Source organism: Streptomyces sp. NBC_00316, from assembly GCF_036158715.1.
In the GTDB taxonomy this organism is placed as follows: domain Bacteria; phylum Actinomycetota; class Actinomycetes; order Streptomycetales; family Streptomycetaceae; genus Streptomyces.
Map to the genome: position 1 here is coordinate 8,223,657 of NZ_CP108023.1, position 17,352 is coordinate 8,241,008.

Annotated in this window: 23 protein-coding genes; 18 read left to right on the forward strand and 5 right to left on the reverse strand. The window is 69.9% G+C overall.

Annotated features, from left to right (window positions below; genetic code table 11):
• The first annotated feature begins 384 nt into the window (after positions 1 to 384).
• The 4 genes from OG878_RS36750 to OG878_RS36765 all read left to right on the forward strand — a co-directional run bounded on the left by OG878_RS36750 (position 385) and on the right by OG878_RS36765 (position 2,265).
• On the forward strand, positions 385 to 558 hold the full coding sequence (locus tag OG878_RS36750; RefSeq protein WP_328890771.1) for a CsbD family protein: 174 nt from the start codon (positions 385 to 387) through the stop codon (positions 556 to 558).
• Between the two features lie 355 nt (positions 559 to 913).
• Entirely contained in the window at positions 914 to 1,414 is a 501-nt protein-coding gene (locus OG878_RS36755; protein WP_328890772.1) for a GNAT family N-acetyltransferase, read from the forward strand.
• A gap of 135 nt (positions 1,415 to 1,549) precedes the next feature.
• Complete coding sequence (locus OG878_RS36760; protein WP_328890773.1) at positions 1,550 to 1,912, forward strand: hypothetical protein; 363 nt, start codon at positions 1,550 to 1,552, stop codon at positions 1,910 to 1,912.
• A gap of 170 nt (positions 1,913 to 2,082) precedes the next feature.
• Entirely contained in the window at positions 2,083 to 2,265 is a 183-nt protein-coding gene (locus OG878_RS36765; RefSeq protein ID WP_328890774.1) for a DUF6480 family protein, read from the forward strand.
• A 436-nt stretch (positions 2,266 to 2,701) separates the two neighbouring features.
• Here the strand turns inward: OG878_RS36765 and OG878_RS36770 are convergent, their stop codons facing one another.
• The gene (locus tag OG878_RS36770; RefSeq protein WP_328890775.1) at positions 2,702 to 2,851 is read right to left on the reverse strand and encodes a hypothetical protein; all 150 of its coding nucleotides are present in this window, start codon (positions 2,849 to 2,851) and stop codon (positions 2,702 to 2,704) included.
• Between OG878_RS36770 and OG878_RS42425 the strand changes: the two genes are divergently transcribed.
• The 4 genes from OG878_RS42425 to OG878_RS36785 all read left to right on the forward strand — a co-directional run bounded on the left by OG878_RS42425 (position 2,835) and on the right by OG878_RS36785 (position 5,007).
• A complete protein-coding gene (locus OG878_RS42425; protein ID WP_443049212.1) occupies positions 2,835 to 3,164 on the forward strand; it encodes a GrpB family protein in 330 nt (109 codons plus the stop codon). The two genes, OG878_RS36770 and OG878_RS42425, sit on opposite strands and share 17 nt — an antisense overlap.
• 57 nt (positions 3,165 to 3,221) lie before the next feature.
• Complete coding sequence (locus OG878_RS36775) at positions 3,222 to 3,626, forward strand: nuclear transport factor 2 family protein (RefSeq protein ID WP_328890776.1); 405 nt, start codon at positions 3,222 to 3,224, stop codon at positions 3,624 to 3,626.
• A 398-nt stretch (positions 3,627 to 4,024) separates the two neighbouring features.
• The gene (locus OG878_RS36780; protein ID WP_328890777.1) at positions 4,025 to 4,429 is read left to right on the forward strand and encodes a J-domain-containing protein; all 405 of its coding nucleotides are present in this window, start codon (positions 4,025 to 4,027) and stop codon (positions 4,427 to 4,429) included.
• Between the two features lie 86 nt (positions 4,430 to 4,515).
• Positions 4,516 to 5,007 carry a GNAT family N-acetyltransferase gene (locus tag OG878_RS36785; RefSeq protein WP_328890778.1) on the forward strand — a complete coding sequence of 164 codons (492 nt, stop codon included), beginning with the start codon at positions 4,516 to 4,518 and terminating at the stop codon, positions 5,005 to 5,007.
• A gap of 123 nt (positions 5,008 to 5,130) precedes the next feature.
• Here the strand turns inward: OG878_RS36785 and OG878_RS36790 are convergent, their stop codons facing one another.
• Positions 5,131 to 5,520 (reverse strand): VOC family protein, encoded by a 390-nt coding sequence (locus OG878_RS36790; protein ID WP_328890779.1) that lies wholly within the window; start codon positions 5,518 to 5,520, stop codon positions 5,131 to 5,133.
• A 217-nt stretch (positions 5,521 to 5,737) separates the two neighbouring features.
• On the opposite strand from OG878_RS36790, the gene OG878_RS36795 reads away from it, so the two are divergent.
• Positions 5,738 to 6,271 (forward strand): DUF6328 family protein, encoded by a 534-nt coding sequence (locus OG878_RS36795; RefSeq protein ID WP_328890780.1) that lies wholly within the window; start codon positions 5,738 to 5,740, stop codon positions 6,269 to 6,271.
• 56 nt (positions 6,272 to 6,327) lie between these two features.
• On the opposite strand, the gene OG878_RS36800 is transcribed toward OG878_RS36795, so the two are convergent.
• Complete coding sequence (locus OG878_RS36800) at positions 6,328 to 7,152, reverse strand: VOC family protein (RefSeq protein ID WP_328890781.1); 825 nt, start codon at positions 7,150 to 7,152, stop codon at positions 6,328 to 6,330.
• Positions 7,153 to 7,269: 117 nt separating this feature from the next.
• Complete coding sequence (locus tag OG878_RS36805; RefSeq protein WP_328890782.1) at positions 7,270 to 7,602, reverse strand: DUF6479 family protein; 333 nt, start codon at positions 7,600 to 7,602, stop codon at positions 7,270 to 7,272.
• A 170-nt stretch (positions 7,603 to 7,772) separates the two neighbouring features.
• Here OG878_RS36805 and OG878_RS36810 point away from each other — a divergent pair, with 170 nt between their 5' ends.
• The 6 genes from OG878_RS36810 to OG878_RS36835 all read left to right on the forward strand — a co-directional run bounded on the left by OG878_RS36810 (position 7,773) and on the right by OG878_RS36835 (position 14,211).
• Positions 7,773 to 8,159 carry a hypothetical protein gene (locus OG878_RS36810; RefSeq protein ID WP_328890783.1) on the forward strand — a complete coding sequence of 129 codons (387 nt, stop codon included), beginning with the start codon at positions 7,773 to 7,775 and terminating at the stop codon, positions 8,157 to 8,159.
• Positions 8,160 to 8,273: 114 nt separating this feature from the next.
• Positions 8,274 to 8,825, forward strand: a complete 552-nt coding sequence (locus OG878_RS36815; RefSeq protein WP_328890784.1) for a 2Fe-2S iron-sulfur cluster-binding protein — start codon at positions 8,274 to 8,276, stop codon at positions 8,823 to 8,825.
• Positions 8,822 to 9,808: an FAD binding domain-containing protein gene (locus OG878_RS36820; RefSeq protein ID WP_328890785.1), complete on the forward strand. Its 987-nt coding sequence runs from the start codon at positions 8,822 to 8,824 to the stop codon at positions 9,806 to 9,808. The genes OG878_RS36815 and OG878_RS36820 overlap by 4 nt, the downstream gene beginning before the upstream one ends.
• A 19-nt stretch (positions 9,809 to 9,827) precedes the next feature.
• The gene (locus OG878_RS36825; RefSeq protein ID WP_328890786.1) at positions 9,828 to 11,927 is read left to right on the forward strand and encodes a xanthine dehydrogenase family protein molybdopterin-binding subunit; all 2,100 of its coding nucleotides are present in this window, start codon (positions 9,828 to 9,830) and stop codon (positions 11,925 to 11,927) included.
• 162 nt (positions 11,928 to 12,089) lie between these two features.
• A complete protein-coding gene (locus OG878_RS36830; RefSeq protein ID WP_328890787.1) occupies positions 12,090 to 12,557 on the forward strand; it encodes an ATP-binding protein in 468 nt (155 codons plus the stop codon).
• Positions 12,558 to 12,789: 232 nt separating this feature from the next.
• Entirely contained in the window at positions 12,790 to 14,211 is a 1,422-nt protein-coding gene (locus tag OG878_RS36835) for an NADP-dependent succinic semialdehyde dehydrogenase (RefSeq protein ID WP_328890788.1), read from the forward strand.
• Positions 14,212 to 14,252: 41 nt separating this feature from the next.
• Here OG878_RS36835 and OG878_RS36840 read toward each other — a convergent pair whose 3' ends face one another.
• Positions 14,253 to 14,576, reverse strand: coding sequence for a plasmid stabilization protein (locus OG878_RS36840; RefSeq protein ID WP_328890789.1), 324 nt, complete (start codon positions 14,574 to 14,576; stop codon positions 14,253 to 14,255).
• A gap of 279 nt (positions 14,577 to 14,855) precedes the next feature.
• On the opposite strand from OG878_RS36840, the gene OG878_RS36845 reads away from it, so the two are divergent.
• From OG878_RS36845 to glsA, 3 genes are all read left to right on the forward strand, one after another.
• Complete coding sequence (locus OG878_RS36845; RefSeq protein WP_328890790.1) at positions 14,856 to 15,350, forward strand: DUF1269 domain-containing protein; 495 nt, start codon at positions 14,856 to 14,858, stop codon at positions 15,348 to 15,350.
• 67 nt (positions 15,351 to 15,417) lie between these two features.
• Positions 15,418 to 15,981: a hypothetical protein gene (locus OG878_RS36850; protein ID WP_328890791.1), complete on the forward strand. Its 564-nt coding sequence runs from the start codon at positions 15,418 to 15,420 to the stop codon at positions 15,979 to 15,981.
• A 16-nt stretch (positions 15,982 to 15,997) separates the two neighbouring features.
• Positions 15,998 to 17,344 carry a glutaminase A gene (gene glsA / locus OG878_RS36855; RefSeq protein WP_328890792.1) on the forward strand — a complete coding sequence of 449 codons (1,347 nt, stop codon included), beginning with the start codon at positions 15,998 to 16,000 and terminating at the stop codon, positions 17,342 to 17,344.
• Positions 17,345 to 17,352 lie beyond the last annotated feature (8 nt).

Below are 17,352 nucleotides of genomic sequence, written 5' to 3' on the forward strand. Positions count from 1 at the left end.
CACAACCTTCCTGCGCCAGGCATACTCTCGGGCCAATCCGGCATACCGGCCGAACCTGCCATGCAGTAGAAGGACACAACAGCCGCGCCCTCGTCACGGCACATCAAGTATCTGCCGCTTGCGGGGCCGCCGAGTGTTCGGTGCTGAAGCCGGTGACCGGCAACCGCGGATCCCATAGCGGCCCGCCTCCGCAGCACGAGGCAGAGCCTCTCAAGATGCGGCTGACACGATTCGGGCGAGACTGGTGGCAAGCAGAACCGGCATCGAGCGATGACTTTGGTGCCGAGACGACCGTGCCACGTGCCGGAATCGCCGGGCGCGGGCCGGTCCGCCCGAAGGTAAATGGAATATCCATCGAGTTCGAAGAAGAGGGATGTGAGTGTCGTGGCCAAGGATGAGAAGGCCAAGGCCAAAGTGGAACAGATCAAGGGCAAGGCGAAGGAGGCCGCCGGCCGCACGGTGGGTAACGAGGGTTTGACGACCAAGGGTCGCGCCGAGAAGGCAAAGGGTGACATGCGTCAGGCAAAGGAGAAGACGAAGGACGCCTTCAAGCACTGATATGGCTCCTCAGGCTGGACGTGGCGGCAAACTCCGCCGGTATTCATGCCTGGCCGTCCACCAGGTTCTCGGTGTCCCTCGAAGGATGCTCGGCCTGCAAGGCCGAACAGGTCAGGACGCCGTGCCCGGCCTTGCTGGCCGGGATCCCAGGGCAGAAGGGTGAGGAGCCGTTCGCCGGTTCCCATGCCGGCGAGTCCGCGCGTAGTCCAGGAAGATTGCGGCGCGCCTTGCCTGCTCAAGCCGCAGCGCTTCCGCCCCGCAGCCAGCCGTACCCGAGCGAAGCGGTGAGGTCAGGGCTGTGTGCCGGTGGGGAAATCCAGATGGTCTTCGCGCAGTATCTGGGTAGAGTCAGGCCGTGCCTGAGCTGAAGCGGCTGCATGCCGGCGATTCCCCTGCGGTACTGGCCTTCGAGGTGGCGAACCGCGCCTACTTCGCTGCCTCGATCTCCGACCGCGGCGACGAGTTCTTCGAGCAGTTTGCCGACCGGTACAGCGCCTTGCTGGCCGAGCAAGAGGCGGGCATCGGGGCTTTCTACGTGCTCGTCGCAGAGGATGGCTCGGTTCTGGGCCGGTTCAACCTGTACGACTTCGAGGACGGCACTGCTGTGCTCGGGTACCGGGTCGCGCAGCACGTCGCCGGCCGCGGCATGGCGACCGCGGCCGTCCGGGAACTGTGCCGGCTGGCGGCGGCGCGGCACGGGCTACGCAGTTTGCGGGCGGCCTCCTCCCACGACAATGCCGCGTCCCAGAGGGTCCTGACCAAGTCCGGATTCATTCCGGTCGGCCCGGCTGCCCCGGCGGACCTTGGCGGTAAGCAGGGCACCTGGTATCAGCGCGACCTGGTGCTCCAGCCGTAAGACGCGACCTTGCCGGTGGATCGGCCGCGGAAAGGCTGCGACCATCGCTGATCATCGTGAGCGCGTCGGCCGCCCCACGGGCGACGGACCAGGAGCGGTCGAAGCCCGAAGCCACTGGTCAGCTACGGTGACGGGATGACCGGGAACCTGCCCGCCGACATAGCCGACGTGCTTGCGTTCGTACTGAACACGGACGAGCCGGTTCACGTCGCGCTCCGAAAGCAGATCCCACACCTCAGCGTGCGATCCCGCTGCGCATGCGGGTGCGGCACCGCCTACTTCGAACTCTCCACCAGCGAGGTGGAGCCCGCGCCCATCGGCCCCGGCACTGTCGTGGCCGCCGATGCACAGCTCGTCACCGAAACCGGCGAGTGCCCTGGTGAGGTCCTGGTCTTCGCGCAGGGCGGCTACCTGTCGTGGCTGGAAGTCTGCTCATGGAGCGACGACATGGAGGTGAACCTGGCCGCCGCCCGTCAATGGCTGCACCCACCTTCTTGATCACGAACCGTCGGCGCCGGGCGATCTCTGATCCGGACGTCACCACGATCCGACCGGCCGCACGAGTTGAGCTTCAGCAGCCGTCCACGGAGCTGTGCCTGCCGTCCCCCGGGTGCCCGTGGAGCGAGGACCACGGTGCAAAAGGGGCGCGGCTGAGAGAAGGTGGAGGTATGGCCATAGCACTGAATCCCCCAGGGGAGACACCACCTGCCGAGGGCTCCATCAGTGAAGCCCATCAGGAACGCGCGGACGGAGGCATCTGGGAACACCCCGCCCTTTGGGCAGGACTGGTCCTGCTCGGATCGGTCATCTTTGCCGCGTACTTCATCGCGCGGATTTTCGGATACGGATGACCAACCGGACCCGGCGATGACCGGTGACCAGTCCGCCGCCGGAGCCGACGGCGATGAGCGTTGGACAAGTGGCACCGGTTGTCCCGTGGGCACACCCGGGCGGCCCGGATGCGAGCCGCCCGGTCCGGCGTCAGGATCGGTGTACGGGCGGTGGTCCGGGTGCCCCGGCTCTGCCGGTACTCCCTGGCTGGCGGCCGGACCGCCTCCCGACAGTCTGGGTCTCCTGAGTGGTACGCATGCCCGCCACCGTCCGGGCCGGTGCGATTTCGTCGGGCCCGGTCACCCTCGCTGAACCAGTGCCCGCCGATGGCGGTCGCGCTCGGTGGTCACGGGGCGTTGACCCTGCATCCCGCGAGCCGATGGCCCTCCTCTCGACGGCAGGGGTCAATCGGAACCGGCGGAGCAGCTCCGAGTTCGCGCCGCCAGCTGTTGACGTTCACGCGCGGCCGGTGAGCTGCGCGCCGTCCAGCAAACCGTGCTGCACCACTTCGCCGTCACCGCCGGCGCCCCCTCCGGCGATCGACATACAGGTCTCGGTACGGTCGTTCGAGCCGCTGGACGCGTTCCGGGTGCCGCTCGAGGCCATCGGTTTCGTGTACCGGGCGGAGAGTCCGGAACGGACGAAGCGCTACTTCCGGGAGGCTCCCGGCCGACGCCGGACCCACGTGCACGTGCGTCGTCTCGGCAGCTTCTCGCAGCAGTTCTCGCTGTTGTTTCGCGACTACCTTCGGTGCCATTCCGCTGCCATAGCCGAGTACGCCGCGGTCAAGCGGCGGTGGGAAGCCGAGTTCCACGACGACAGCTACGGCACCTCGCCGCGTTGTCGGAACGCCCGTATACGCCCAGTATGCGGATGTCCCTCCGCCTTGCGATGCACCGCATCTGACGCCGCGCGCTGATCCACCAGGGATTACGGGACAGCCCTTAGGCTGTCACCGCTACAGAAAGGCGGTGCCATGGATGCTGACTCCCGGACCAGGACCGCGATCGAGGAGCATTGGCGGGCATCGGAACGCGGAGACACCGAAGCCGAGCACGCCATCTACGCCACGGACGCGATCCTGGACTACCCGCAGTCAGGTGAGCGGTTCCGGGGCCGCACGACGATTTCGGCCCAACGCGGCGGGCACCCGGCCGACCGGCACTTCAGCGTCCAGCGGATCACCGGCCATGCGCATCTGTGGGTGAGCGAATGCGTGATCACCTACGACGGTGTGCCGTCGTACTCGGTGAGCATCATGGAATTCGCTGACCAGCAGGTGGTACACGAGACGCAGTACTTCGCCGAACCCTTCGGTGCGCCGACTTGGCGGGCCGCGCTCGGGGAGGCGATGCCGGGCCGAACCATCGCCGGAGCCTGATTCTTGGCCTGATTCGGGTCAGCCGGCTGACCCGCCTGTCACTGTGACGGAAGTTCTGAGAGCTGCCCCGTAGTCCTGGTCCCGGAGCTGGTCAGCGTGCGGAAACTCTGTAGCTGAACTCCAACGCGGCAGGCGCACAACACGCCCCACCGGCAGGTCCGTGCCGGTCGGGGCTCACGGTTCCTGAGGGGTGCTCCCGCGGGAACCCCACGGCGGGCTGAAGCGCCTCAGAGCCGGCCGGGACGGGTGGTTACGGGCCCACAGCGCTGAGCGTTCGCGCAGGTCGGAGGCGAACTGCGGGTCAGGCCGCGGTGAGGTGCTCTGCCGCACTGATCGCCGGGACCGGCCCTCGGTATCGTGGGAGCACGGAACCAGAGGACTTCCGAGAGGGGTGCACGTTGACCGAACGCAAACCCGCCGGCGTCAGCTTCGAATCATGGGTCGACAAGCAGATCCGTGAATCCGAGCAGCGTGGCGACGTCTCGCAGCTTCCGGGTTTCGGCAAGCCGCTGCCCGATATCGACCGTCCGTACGACGAAACCTGGTGGATCAAGAAGAAGATGCAGGCCGAAGGGGTGTCGATGCTCCCGCCGGCGCTGGCCCTGCGCAAGGAGGCGGAAGACGTCCGCGCGGCCGTCTCCGAGGCCCGTTCGGAGGCCGAGGTGCGCCGGATGCTCTCCGAGGTCAACGAGAAGATCGAGGCGGCGATCCGGCGGCCGCCGCCGGGACCGCTGCTGAATCTGCGGCCGTTCGACATCGACACGGTGGTCGAGGACTGGCGAGCAGGGCGTCATTCGGCATAAGCGGGGCGTCGTCCGACATGGGCGGGGCGGCGGGCAGCGGGAAGGCCGGGCGGATGCCCGGCCTTCCGATGCGTAATACTCCCTGTATGACATCGAGTGTTACGGATCCGGCGGGTGGGGCCGGTCGCCGGACCGTACTGATCCGACGGGCGACCGCGCGTGACGCCAAGCGTCTCACCCGGCTGGTCAGGAACTCCCGCGCGTACGAAGGCCCGTACGCTCCCATGGTCGCCGGATACCGGGTGGGGCCCGACTACATCGAGACCCACCGGGTCTTCGCGGCCGTCGAGAGCGACACCGGCCGGCTGCTCGGCTTCTATGCGCTGATCCTCGACCCGCCGGAACTGGACCTGATGTTCGTCGCCGACAGTGCCCAGGGGCTCGGCATCGGGCGACTGCTGATCGCGCATCTGCGCGACGAGGCGCAGCGAGCCGGGCTCTCCGGTGTCCGCATCGTCTCGCATCCGCCCGCCGAGGGCTTCTACCGCAGTGTCGGAGCCCTGCGGACGGGGACCGCCGCGGCGTACCCGCCGGCGGTGATGTGGGACCGGCCTGAACTGGTGCTTCCGATCGCCTGACGGCCGCACGAGGTGTCGGGCCGGGACCCGGTGACCCGGATCCCGGCCTCTGGGTACTCCTACGGAACCTGCCGGGCGGCCTGATCCGACCGAAGGCCCGAACCCCTCGTGCGAGGGGTCCCGCTACGAGGTGAAGCCGCCGTACGGGCGCGTGATGATCTCCATGGCGTGGCCCGCGGGATCGAGGAAGTAGATGCCCCGGCCGCCGTCATTGTGGTTGATCTCGCCCGGATGCTTCTGATGCGGATCGGCCCAGTAGGTGATCCCGAGCTCCTTGATGCGCGCATATGACGTATCGAATTCCGCCTCCGAGACCAGGAAGGCGTAATGCTGCCCGACGATCGACTCGTCGGGGATGGTCGCGAAATCCAGTGTGACCCCGTTCGCGGTGGCGACCGCGATGAACGGGCCCCATTCCGCGCCGATCTCGAGACCCAGGATGTGCGCCAGGAATTCGGCGGATGCCCGGTTGTCCCGGGCGTGAATGATGGTGTGGTTCAACTCGACTGACACTGTGGAATGCCTCCAACAGGCATCTCACGGGCACCTCCACGCCTCACCCGGCCGGTGACCGACGCGCGATGCCGTACTCAAGATCGTAGGCGCGCCGGGCACCGGACGTCGAGGGCATGGCCGACGAGGTTCCGGCTGCCGGCCCGCCGGGCGGTCCCTACGGTGGGGGAGAGGGTGACGCGACGTACGGAGCGGCTACCGCGGACGGAGGCTCACGGTGAACCCGACGCACGGCGGGGACGGCGGCGCGGACAGGTGTCAGGAGGGCGACGGCGACACGGGCCGCCACGAGACGGCGGAGGAACGGGCGGACCGGCTGTGGTCCGATCTGCTCCAGGAACTGCGCGTCGCCCAGACCGGTGTCCAGATCCTGTTCGGCTTTCTGCTCGCCGTCGTCTTCCAGCCGCGGTTCGTCGATCTGTCGGCAGCCGACCGCACCATCTACGTCGTCACCGTCATGCTGGGATCGGCCACGGCCGCTGCGCTGATCGGGCCTGTCTCCATCCACCGGCTCCTCACCGGGCGCCGGCTGAAGGTGCAGACCGTCGCATGGGCATCACGTCTGACGATGCTCGGACTCGTTCTGCTGTTCTGCACGATGTGCTCCACACTGCTGCTCATCCTGCGGGTGGCCCTGCAGAATGCGCTCGCCCTGTGGCTGGTCGGCGCGATGGCGCTGTGGTTCCTCGTCTGCTGGTTCGTGGTCCCGGCCTGGGTGCTGGCCCGCTCGTCGTCGGAACGCGGCAGGTGAGCCCGGGCCCGCAGCCCTGACGCGGCGGGCGGACCGGGCGGCTCGGACCCGTGGCCTCACAGGGCTTCGGCGATCGGGCTCCGGATGTCCGTGACGGTGAACAGCCCGCCGTCCGGATCGAGCAGCGTCGCCTCGGCTCCCTGCCCCTGGGCCCGCTGCTCGACGACCGAGCCCCCGTGCTGCCGAGCCGCCGAGACGGCTGCCGCCACATCGACCACCGGGAAGTGGACCTGCCAGTGCGGGCGGACCAGCGGATCCGGTGCGGCCTCGACCGCACCGGAACTGATCCGGGCCAGTCGCCGCCCACTGCAGTGCACGACGACCTCGTCCGTCTCGTACGACACCTCGCAGCCACCCGGGTGTCCGCTCGCCCAGTCGAGCACCTCGCCGTAGAAGATCGCAGCTTCGAAAGCGTCCCTGGTGCGCAGCCGGAGCCAGGCGGTCGAGCGGTCGTCCGGCGCAGGGGGCGACGTGGCCGGCTCGGTGCGCTCCCAGATGCCGAACACCGCGCCGTCCCGGTCCGCCGCCAGGGCGCCGCGCCCCTTGCCGAGGGCCAGCGGCCCCACCGCCACCGTGCCGCTGCGCTCGCGGATGCGGGACGCCGCCACATTGGCGTCCTGGACGGCGAAGTACGGAGTCCACCCCACGGCGACGCGGAAGTCCTTCGCCACCGCGGCGATGCCGGCCACCGGCACGCCCTCGCATCGGGCGACGGAGAACTCCTGGCCCAGCTTGCCGGGCCGGAACGTCCAGCCGAGCGTGGCGTTGTAGAACGCCTGCGCCGACTCCAGGTCCCGGGTCATGAGATTGACCCAGCAGGGCGCCGACGGTCCGGTCAGCGGTGCCGAGAGGGGCGCTGCCTTGGGTCTGCTTCCCGTCATGATGCTGCTGCCTTCATCGGTTCTGCGGCACATTCATGCCGTGGCCGTCGGGCCTCTCCCAGCCTCACGTCGGTCGGCCGCTCCCGCAACACGCGCCGGTGCGGACGGCTCACCTGCTCAGTCGCGCGTCTCGTCGGTCTCGTGGCGGATGGGCTCGTTCCCGTGGTCACCGAGTTCGTAGGGGGACAGTCCCCGCCCGTCGGCCGGGAAGCTGTCGTCGCCGTGGACGTCGCGCTCCTCGACGTGGGCCCGGTGGTCCGGCTGGTGCGGCTGCTCGTCCGGCCGGGGTGGCGGCAGCTCCTGGGCCCGGCGCAGCCGTCCCAGCCAGACGGCGCCGATCAGCACGCCCACCAGGGCCACGCCGACGATCGCCATCACCACTCCGAGCGCGCCCCGCCCGTCCGCGAGAGTGACGGCCAGGGGATTGAGGGCTCCGTTCGATACGTCCATGCATGCCGGATACCCCGAGGAGAGGCCATCACTCGGTTATGACCGTCAATTCATGTTTTAAGTGGATATAAGGAGAAAAGCGTTTCATTACCAGTGGCCCCCTTCATGTCGCCGACACCCGGCGGTGGGGTGAGCCTGGAGAGGGAGCAGTGCGAGCGGAAGGAATCCCGGTGAACAGCGCACAGGTGCAGACGGAGGAGAACCGGTACGGCCGGGAGGTGACGGTCGCGATCAGTGGATGCGCGAAGGGCGATGCACGGATGGTCTTCGACGTGCTGCGGGCCGCCTTCACCACCGACCGGGCCTCGGTGGACGTACCGCAGGACGTGGCGGGCAAGCGGCCCACCGTATGGACCGCGACCGTCGACGTGTCCGAGGCGAGGGTGGTCTCGGGGCCCGTCACGCTCGACGCGCCCGTGACGGTCGATGTGCAGGGTGGCTACTGGGCGGTCGACGAGCTCAGGAAGCACCTGGCGGACGCCTTCACGGTGCGGGTCGTCGGAACGGTCTCCGGTGACCAGGAGGAGGAGGTGCGGCTGCGGCTGGAGAGCCGATGAGGTGCGGACGCGTATCCGTGGTGGGCGAAATGAGCCGGAAGAATCGCGAATATCTGGTACAAAACAGCCCGAAGCCATAGCTCTGGACGTCACAGCTCCGAGAGGTGCGAACGAGTGGACCACGCGAGCCGGCGGGAGGACGGTGCCGGGGAGCCGGCCCTTCACCGTTCCACCCTGACGTTGCACATCAACGGGACCGAACGGACCCTGTCGCTCGACCACCGCACGACTCTCCTGGACGCGCTGCGCGAGCACCTCGGCCTCGCCGGGACGAAGAAGGGCTGCGACCACGGCCAGTGCGGGGCGTGCACCGTCATCGTCGACGGCCGGCGCGCCAACAGCTGTCTGCTGCTCGCCGTCGCACACGACGGGGCCGCCGTGACGACCGTCGAGGGTCTCGCCGACGGTGACCGGCTGCACCCGGTTCAGGAGGCATTCCTGGACCGGGACGCCCTGCAGTGCGGCTACTGCACCCCGGGCCAGATCTGCTCTGCCGTCGGCATGCTCGGTGAAGCGGCGGACGGCTTCCCGTCCCACGTCACCGAATCCGGCGCCGCCCTGGCCGCGCTCACCGCGCCCGAGGTCCGTGAGCGGATGAGCGGCAATCTGTGCCGGTGCGGCGCCTACCCCCGCATCGTCGAGGCGATTTTGGACGTGGCACCGTGAAACCGTTCGGATATCTGCGCGCCCGCACCACCTCCGAGGCGGTCCGCGCGAGCGCCGGCCGACCGGGGGCCGTGTTCCTCGCGGGTGGCACCAACCTGGTCGACCTGATGAAACTCGGTGTGACCGCCCCGGATCTGCTCATCGATGTCAGCCGGCTGCCGCTGGACCGTGTGACGGAGACCGCGGACGGGGGACTGCGTATCGGGGCAACCGTACGCAACAGCGACCTCGCCGCCCATCACGCGGTGCGCACCCGCTACCCCGCGCTGTCGCAGGCCCTGCTCTCCGGAGCGTCCGGGCAGCTCCGCAACACCGCCACGACCGGCGGAAACCTGCTGCAGCGCACCCGCTGCCCGTACTTCCAGGACATCTCCAAGCCGTGCAACAAACGGGCACCGGGCACCGGATGCCCCGCCCGGGAAGGTGCCCACCGCGAGCTCGCCGTCCTCGGCCACTCCGACGGCTGCGTCGCTACCCATCCGTCGGACATGGCCGTCGCCCTGGCCGCCCTCGACGCCACGGTCCAGCTGCACGGACCGGACGGCGAACGCTCCGTGTCCGTCACCGACTTCCACCGGCTGCCGGGGGACACGCCCGACCGTGACACCGAGATCAGGCCGGGCGAGCTCATCACGGAGGTGGTGCTGCCGCCGCGTCCCGACGGCGCCGTCTCCCTCTACCGCAAGGCGCGCGACCGTGCGTCGTACGCTTTCGCCCTCGCCTCCGTCGCCGCGGCCGTCACCGTCCGCGACGGCCGGATCGAGCACGCCGCACTGGCCTTCGGCGGGCTCGCCCACCGTCCTTGGCGCGCCCGCGCCGCGGACGAGATCCTGCGCGGCGCGACCGCCACCCACGACACCTTCACCCGGGCCGTGGACGCCGAACTCGCGGCCGCCCGGCCGCTGCGCGACAACGCCTTCAAGGTGGACCTCGCCCGCAGCCTCGCCGTCGACACGCTGGCCGAACTCACCGCCCGCACCTGATGACGTGAGGACTCCCGCCATGAGCCAGACCCCCCAGCCGCTGGGCGCCCCCGTGGTCCGCCGCGAGGGCCGGGACAAGGTCACCGGCGCCGCCCGCTACGCCGCCGAGCACACCCCGCCGGGCTGCCTGTACGCCTGGCCCGTCCCCGCCACCGTCGTACGCGGCCGGATCACAGCGGTCCACACCGCCGAGGCGCTGGCCCTGCCCGGCGTGCACACCGTCCTCACCCACGAGAACGCCCCGAAGCTGAACCGGCCCGACGACCCGGTCCTCGCCGTCCTCCAGGACGACCGGGTCCCGCACCGGGGCCGGCAGGTGGCCCTCGTCGTGGCCGACACCCTCGAGTCGGCCCGCGCGGGAGCCGAGGCCGTCACCGTCGAGTACGAGAGCGCCGGACACGACGTCCTGCTCACCGAGGACCACCCGGGCCTGTACACACCGGAGACCGTGAACGGCGGCTATCCCGCGGTCCGCGAACGCGGCGACTTCGACCGGGCCTTCGCCGAGGCGCCCGTACAGGTCGACGCCACGTACACCCTCGGCGCCCTGCACAACCACCCCATGGAGCCGCACGCCTCCACGGCCCTCTGGACCGACGACGAGCGGCTCACCGTGTACGACTCCAGCCAGGGCGCCGGCGCGGTCCGCGACGTGCTCGCCGCGATGTTCGGACTGAGGCCCGAACAGGTCACGGTCATCTCCGAACACGTCGGCGGCGGCTTCGGCTCCAAGGGCACCACACGCCCGCAGGCCGTCCTCGCCGCCATGGCCGCACGCCACACCGGACGCCCCGTCAAACTCGCCCTGCCGCGACGCGAGATGCCCGCCGTCGTGGGCCACCGCGCTCCCACGGTCCAACGCGTCAGACTGGGTGCGGAACTCGACGGCACCCTCACCTCGATCGCCCACGAGATCATCACCCACACCTCCACGGTCAAGGAGTTCGTGGAACAGGCGGCCGTGCCGGCCCGCGTGATGTACGCGTCCCCGCACAGCCGTACCACCCACCGGGTGGCCGCGCTGGACGTGCCCAGCCCTTCCTGGATGCGCGCACCGGGTGAGGCCCCCGGCATGTACGCACTGGAATCGGCCATGGACGAGCTGGCCCTGGCTCTCGGTGTCGACCCCGTCGAACTGCGCCTGCGCAACGATCCGGCCCACGAACCCGACACCGGTCACCCGTTCAGCAGCCGCGGCCTCGCCGCCTGCCTGGAGGACGGTGCCGCACGGTTCGGCTGGTACGACCGCGATCCGCGCCCGGCTGCGCGCCGGGAAGGCCCCCTGCTGCTCGGTACGGGCGTCGCCTCCGCCACATACCCCGTGTACATCACCGGCTCCAGTGCATCCGCCCATGCCGCCGCCGACGGCACCTACCGCATCAGGATCAACGCGACCGACATCGGCACCGGCGCCCGCACCGTCCTCGCCCAGATCGCCGCGTCCGTGCTGGACACCCCCGTGGCCGGCGTCCGGATCGACATCGGCTGCAGCGCCCTGCCCGAGGCGCCCCTGGCCGGCGGTTCGACGGGGACCGCCTCCTGGGGCTGGTCCGTGCACAAGGCGTCCACCGCCCTGGCGCAGGAGCTGCGCAAGCACACCAGTCCGCTGCCCGACGCCGGCATCACGGTCACCGCCGACACCGCGGAGGAGACGGCCGCGACCTCCCCGTACGCACGGCACGCGTTCGGCGCGCACTTCGCCGAAGTCGCCGTCGACACCCGCACCGGTGAGGTCCGGGTGCGCCGGATGCTCGGCGTCTTCGCCGCCGGACACATCCTCAACTCCCGTACAGCACGCTCCCAGTTCATCGGCGGCATGATCATGGGGCTCGGCATGGCACTGACCGAGGGCAGCACGATCGACCCCGTCTTCGGCGACTTCACCCAGAACGATCTCGCCTCCTACCATGTGCCGGTCTGCGCCGACGTCCCGCAGATCGAGGCGTACTCGATCGACGAGGACGACGCGCATCTCAACCCGATGGGCAGCAAGGGCATCGGCGAGATCGGCATCGTCGGCGCCGCTGCCGCCCTCGGCAACGCGGTGCGGCACGCCACCGGTGCCCGGCTGCGGAGCCTCCCGCTCACGCCCGACAAGCTGCTGCCCTATCTGCCCTGACGACCGGTGGGGATGGGTGTACTGGCCCACGTGTTGCGCACCCGGTCCTGCGGGGTCACCCTTTGGAGTGACCTAACAGTGACATCTGCTCACACTTCGTATTCGGGGGTCGTTGGTTCAGCAAGGTGAAGCAGGTGGGCCTCGATGTGAGGAGCCTCGACGATGACCGTTCCAATCGACCGGCACTATCTGGTCGAACTCCAGGTGTCGGAAGAGCGCATATCGCAGCTGCGACGAATCGTCGCCGCGCATCTGCGCCACTGGAGTCTCGAACTCCACATCCGGCCTGTGTGCCGGGGTGTGGAGGAGCTGCTGACCAATGTCCACCGGCATGTCGGTGACGACAACAAGAGCGTCGTCGAACTCCGCTGGTCCGGACGGCACCTCACGGTCTCCGTCGCCGACAACAGCCCCCAGATGCCGCGGCTGCTCAGCACGGGGGGCGGTGGCCTCAGCCGGGTCATGGCCCTGAGCCACAGCTGGGGTACCTGTCGCACCCTCGACGGCAAGGTCGTCTGGTTCACCCGCTACGCGGAGGCCCCGCGGAGCACCGATCTGCTGCCGCGCGCCCCGCTGCCCGGCGCGCGCGAGTTCCTGAAGTCGCCGGTCTCCGAGCCCGTCCTCGTCTGACGGGGCCCCCGCCGTCGGACCGGCGGCCGGCTTCGGCCACAGGGGCGGCGGGGATCCCTATCCGGACCGGCACCCGAGTCCGTACGCGAAGAAGTCTGCCCTGCCCACCGGCGCGGACGGCGTGCACACCGCACGCGTCGTCCGCGCCGGTCGGGTGTTGCACCGGGCCCGCGTTGCGCGGCACGGCGTGGCGCGGCACGGTCGAAGAATCCGAGGCAAGGAGAGCACAGTCATGCCCATCGCGACGGTCAACCCCGCGAACGGCGAGACCATCAGGACGTTCGACGCCCTGGGGGCGGCGGAGATCGAGCAACGGCTCGCGGCCGCGGAAGCCGCCTTCCGGGAGTACCGCACCACCGCGTTCGGTGAACGGGCCCAGCTGATGAACCGGGCCGCCGACCTCCTCGACGAGGACCAGGAGGACATCGCCCGCACCATGACCACCGAAATGGGCAAGCCCGTCAAGGCGGCCCGCGCGGAGGCCGCCAAGTGCGCCAAGGGCATGCGGTGGTACGCGGCCAACGCCGAGGAACTTCTCGCGGACGAGCACCCGCCGGCCGACGACGTGCGCGACACCGGAGCATCCCGTGCCTATGTCCACTACCGGCCGCTGGGCCCGGTCCTCGCCGTGATGCCCTGGAACTTCCCGCTCTGGCAGGTCGTACGGTTCGCGGCCCCCGCGCTCATGGCGGGCAACGTCGGGCTGCTCAAGCACGCGTCGAACGTCCCGCAGACCGCGCTGTACCTCGACGGCCTGTTCCGCCGGGCCGGCTTCCCGCCCGGTTGCTTCCAGACGCTCCTGGTGGGATCGGGGGCGGTCGAGTCGATCCTGCGTGACCCCCGCGTCGTCGCCGCCACCCTGACCGGCAGCGAGCCGGCCGGTCGCTCGGTCGCGTCTATCGCGGGCGACGAGGTGAAGCACACCGTGCTGGAACTGGGCGGCAGCGACCCCTTCCTGGTCCTGTCCTCGGCCGACGTACCGCGGGCCGCCCGTACGGCGGTGACCGCCCGGGTGCAGAACAACGGGCAGTCCTGCATCGCCGCCAAGCGGTTCATCGTGCACACCGATGTGTACGAAGAGTTCGCCGAGCGGTTCACCGCGGGAATGCGCGATCTGACGGTCGGCGATCCGCAGCAGGAGTCCACCGACGTCGGCCCGCTCTCCAGCGAACAGGGCCGCACCGACCTGGAGGAACTGGTGGACGACGCCGTGCGGCAGGGCGCGACCGCGTTGTGCGGGGGCAGCCGGCCCACGGGGCTGGGTGCGGAGCTGGAGGGCGGCTGGTTCTACGCCCCCACCGTCCTTACCGGGATCACCCCCGACATGCGGATCCATCGCGAGGAGACATTCGGACCGGTTGCCACGCTGTACCGCGTCGCCGACCTGGACGAGGCCCTGGCCCTCGCCAACGACAGCCCGTTCGGCCTCAGCTCCAACGTATGGACGCGCGACGCCGACGAGGGACGCCGGTGCGTGCGTGACCTGCAGGCCGGTGGCGTCTTCTTCAACGGCATGACCGCATCCCACCCCGCGCTGCCGTTCGGCGGCGTGAAGCGCTCCGGCTACGGGCGCGAGCTCGCCGGGCACGGCATCCGTGAATTCTGCAACGCCACCACGGTCTGGTACGGCCGGGACGGAGACGGCCCTGCGTAGCCGCCCCACCGGGCGCGGAACGCGCCCGGTGGGGCGGGGGCTCAGCGGCCGACTGCCTTGGCCAGCTCGGCCTTTGTCATGGTCGAGCGGCCCTTGACGTTCTTCTTCCTGGCCTCTTCGTAGAGCTGGTCGCGCGTGGGACCTTCGGCCCCGCTGTGGGAGCGCAGTCCGCCGCGCCGTGAGGACGACATGTCGTGGATCGACGTACGGCTCGCCGTCATCGACTCTCCGGAGCGGGCGCGTTCCTTGTTCACCGTACGCGCCGCGATCTCCTCGGCCCGTTCCTCGCTCACTCCACGCTCCTGCGCGCTCTCCTTGATGTGCTCGTACTGCCGTTCGCGCTTGGCACTGAATCCGCGTGGCATGGTGCGGTCACTCCCTCTCCCTGGGCTCCGTGCCCGTGAGGGACGGTCCGGGGTGCTCTCCCCATTTTCCCAGCAGCTCCCGGCACCCGCATCGGGCACGGCGGCTGGCGGGCGCCGGGGCAGGGCATCCGCGCCCCTCGTTCCCTCCCGGGCGTACGCGCCCACCCTCGTGCAGAGCGGGCGATGCGATGTGAATCGGTGTGATTCGACAGGTAAATTCATACCGTTTGATCCTAATATGGGCGAGCTGATGAGTTCCGGAGTCCGGAGGTATGCGCGATGTCCACGCTCACCGTGTGGAAGTTCCAGTCCGCCGAGGGTGCGGAGGACGTGGAGAACACGCTGAAGGCCCTTCAGAAGGAGGGGCTGGTCAAGATCCTCGACGCCGCGGTGGTCAGCTGGCCGGCCGACAGGACGAAGCCGAAGACGAAGCAGTTGCTCAATCTGGTCGGTGCAGGCGCCCTGAGCGGCACGTTCTGGGGAATGCTCTTCGGGCTGATCTTTCTGATGCCGCTGCTGGGTGCGGCCATCGGCGCGGCGGCCGGGGCGCTGGGCGGAAAGCTGGCCGACGTCGGCATCGACGACGACTTCATCGCGGAGGTCAAGAAGCAGGTGACGCCCGGAACTTCGGCTCTGTTCCTGCTCACCACGAACGAGGTGCCCGACCGGATCAGCGAAGCGCTTCCGGGCGACGGCGCCGAGCTCCTCCACAGCAACCTGGACACCCTCAGCGAGGCGCGTCTGCGCGAGATCTTCGGCGAGGACGCCGAGTGACGCGGTGTGTCGCGCCGGTACAGCCGTATCCCCTTGACTCACTTTCCCGAACAGACCCGGAGTGTCCGTGAACCAGCCCAGCCCTCAGCGGCGCGCCCTCGGCGGCCGCACAGTCCGCCGTCTGACCCCCGCCGTGCTGGCCGCGGTCATCGTGGCGGGAGCCGCCGCCTGCGACAACGACACCTCGTCGCCGGGAACGGCCAGGAGCACCCGGACGGTGTCCGCGGAGCCCACCGAGTCGCCGTCCCAGAGCGCGTCGCCGCGCACCCAACGGGACTTCGAGGCCTCGGTCAACGCCGCTGTCGAGCGCAACCGGCAGATGGCCGTCAAACAGCTCGCAGGGGTCCAGGGGAAGGGCAACGCGGTCAAGGACGTCTCGGTGAGCGGGGTGCCGGTCGCCCAGGGCGAACAGTTCCGCAGCGCTCTGGTCCGCGTCACCAACCCCACCGACAAAGCCGCCTTCTACGCTGTCCGGGTGGAGTTCGTCGATGCGTCGGGGAAGGTGCTCGACTCGGTGGTGCTCGGCATCGCGGACGCCCCGCCCGGCCGGACGATCAGCGAACACGCGAACAGCCGCAAGGCGGCGGGCGTCAAGTCGTTCCCCCGGATCGCCCAGGCAGAGCGCAGCTGACGGCCGGAGGGACGAGGTGAGCGCCGCGGCCGATGCGGTGACGGATGCGCTGCGCGAACTGCGCTCCCGATTCGCCGGGGTGCGTGACGGCGCACTCGCCGACTACATCCCGCAACTGGCCGTGGCCGACCCGGAAGCCTTCGGGCTGGCCCTGATCAGCATGGACGGCCATCGCTACAGCACGGGCGAGGCCGACGTCCCGTTCACCATGCAGTCCGTGTCCAAACCGTTCGTCTACGCCCTCGCGCTGTCCGTCCTCGGTGTCGACGAGGTGAGCCGGTGGGTGAACGCCGAGCCCAGCGGCGAGGCCTTCAACGCCATCAGTCTGGAACCCGGCACCGGGCGGCCGGACAACGCCATGGTCAACGCCGGTGCGATCGTCACCACCGCGCTGATCCCCGACGCTGCCGACGCCCCGAGGTTCGACCGCATCCTCGACTGCCTGGGCCGCTTCGCCGGCCGGCAGCTGGACGTCGACGAGGCGGTGTACGCCTCCGAGGTCGCGACCGGCGACCGCAACCGTGCCCTCGCGTATCTGATCCGCAGCGCCGGACCGCTGCCGGTCGACCCGGTGGGAGCGGTGGAGACCTACTTCCGGCAGTGTTCGGTACGCGTCACCGCGCTGGATCTCGCCGCCATGGCCGCGACACTCGCGAACGGCGGTGTGAACCCGCTCAACGGTGACGTGGTCGTCGACGAGCCCGTGGCGGCGCAGGTGCTCGCCGTGATGGCGACCTGCGGCATGTACGACGGCTCGGGCGACTGGCTGCTGCGGGTGGGGCTGCCCGCCAAGAGCGGGGTGTCGGGCGGGCTGATCGCCGCGGGACCGGCCAGATTCGGGCTGGCAGCGTACAGCCCGCTCCTCGATCCGTCCGGTACATCGGTCCGCGGGCGCATCGCTCTGGGGGCGCTGTCGGAGCGGCTCGGTCTGCATCTGATGCACAACCCGGCCCTGGCCGCTTCGACCGTCACCCTGGTCACCACGGCCGACGACCTGCCGTCCGCCCCGACGGGCGAGCAGGAGCGCGCCCTGCGCGAACGGGTGGCGGTCGTCGCCGCGCAGGGCGCCATCGACTTCACCGCGGCGGAACGCGTGCTGTACGCGCTCGACGAGTCACGGCCGGACGAGACGGCGTCCGTGGTGCTGGATCTGCGGCAGGTGACCGGCATCGACACGGTGGCCCGGGCGATGCTCCGCTCCGGACTGGCCCGGCTCACCGAGGGCGGCCGGCGTACCGCCGTGGTCGACCCGGCCGGCCACCTCGGGGTTCGGGGCGGCGATCCGGCGGCGCCACGGCGCTTCTCCTCGCGCGAGGAGGCCGTCGATCGCTCCGCACGGGACGCGGAACGCCCGACGACCTGACCGGCACG

What these genes read in the sequence shown, in the direction of transcription:
- OG878_RS36760 (WP_328890773.1), top strand. Translation starts at nt 1,550, where the DNA reads ATGACCGGGAACCTGCCCGCCGACATAGCCGACGTGCTTGCGTTCGTA.
- OG878_RS36765 (WP_328890774.1), top strand. Translation starts at nt 2,083, where the DNA reads ATGGCCATAGCACTGAATCCCCCAGGGGAGACACCACCTGCCGAGGGC.
- OG878_RS36770 (WP_328890775.1), bottom strand. Translation starts at nt 2,851, where the DNA reads ATGGCCTCGAGCGGCACCCGGAACGCGTCCAGCGGCTCGAACGACCGT.
- OG878_RS36775 (WP_328890776.1), top strand. Translation starts at nt 3,222, where the DNA reads ATGGATGCTGACTCCCGGACCAGGACCGCGATCGAGGAGCATTGGCGG.
- OG878_RS36785 (WP_328890778.1), top strand. Translation starts at nt 4,516, where the DNA reads ATGACATCGAGTGTTACGGATCCGGCGGGTGGGGCCGGTCGCCGGACC.
- OG878_RS36800 (WP_328890781.1), bottom strand. Translation starts at nt 7,152, where the DNA reads ATGACGGGAAGCAGACCCAAGGCAGCGCCCCTCTCGGCACCGCTGACC.
- OG878_RS36805 (WP_328890782.1), bottom strand. Translation starts at nt 7,602, where the DNA reads ATGGACGTATCGAACGGAGCCCTCAATCCCCTGGCCGTCACTCTCGCG.
- OG878_RS36825 (WP_328890786.1), top strand. Translation starts at nt 9,828, where the DNA reads ATGAGCCAGACCCCCCAGCCGCTGGGCGCCCCCGTGGTCCGCCGCGAG.
- OG878_RS36830 (WP_328890787.1), top strand. Translation starts at nt 12,090, where the DNA reads ATGACCGTTCCAATCGACCGGCACTATCTGGTCGAACTCCAGGTGTCG.
- OG878_RS36835 (WP_328890788.1), top strand. Translation starts at nt 12,790, where the DNA reads ATGCCCATCGCGACGGTCAACCCCGCGAACGGCGAGACCATCAGGACG.
- OG878_RS36840 (WP_328890789.1), bottom strand. Translation starts at nt 14,576, where the DNA reads ATGCCACGCGGATTCAGTGCCAAGCGCGAACGGCAGTACGAGCACATC.
- OG878_RS36845 (WP_328890790.1), top strand. Translation starts at nt 14,856, where the DNA reads ATGTCCACGCTCACCGTGTGGAAGTTCCAGTCCGCCGAGGGTGCGGAG.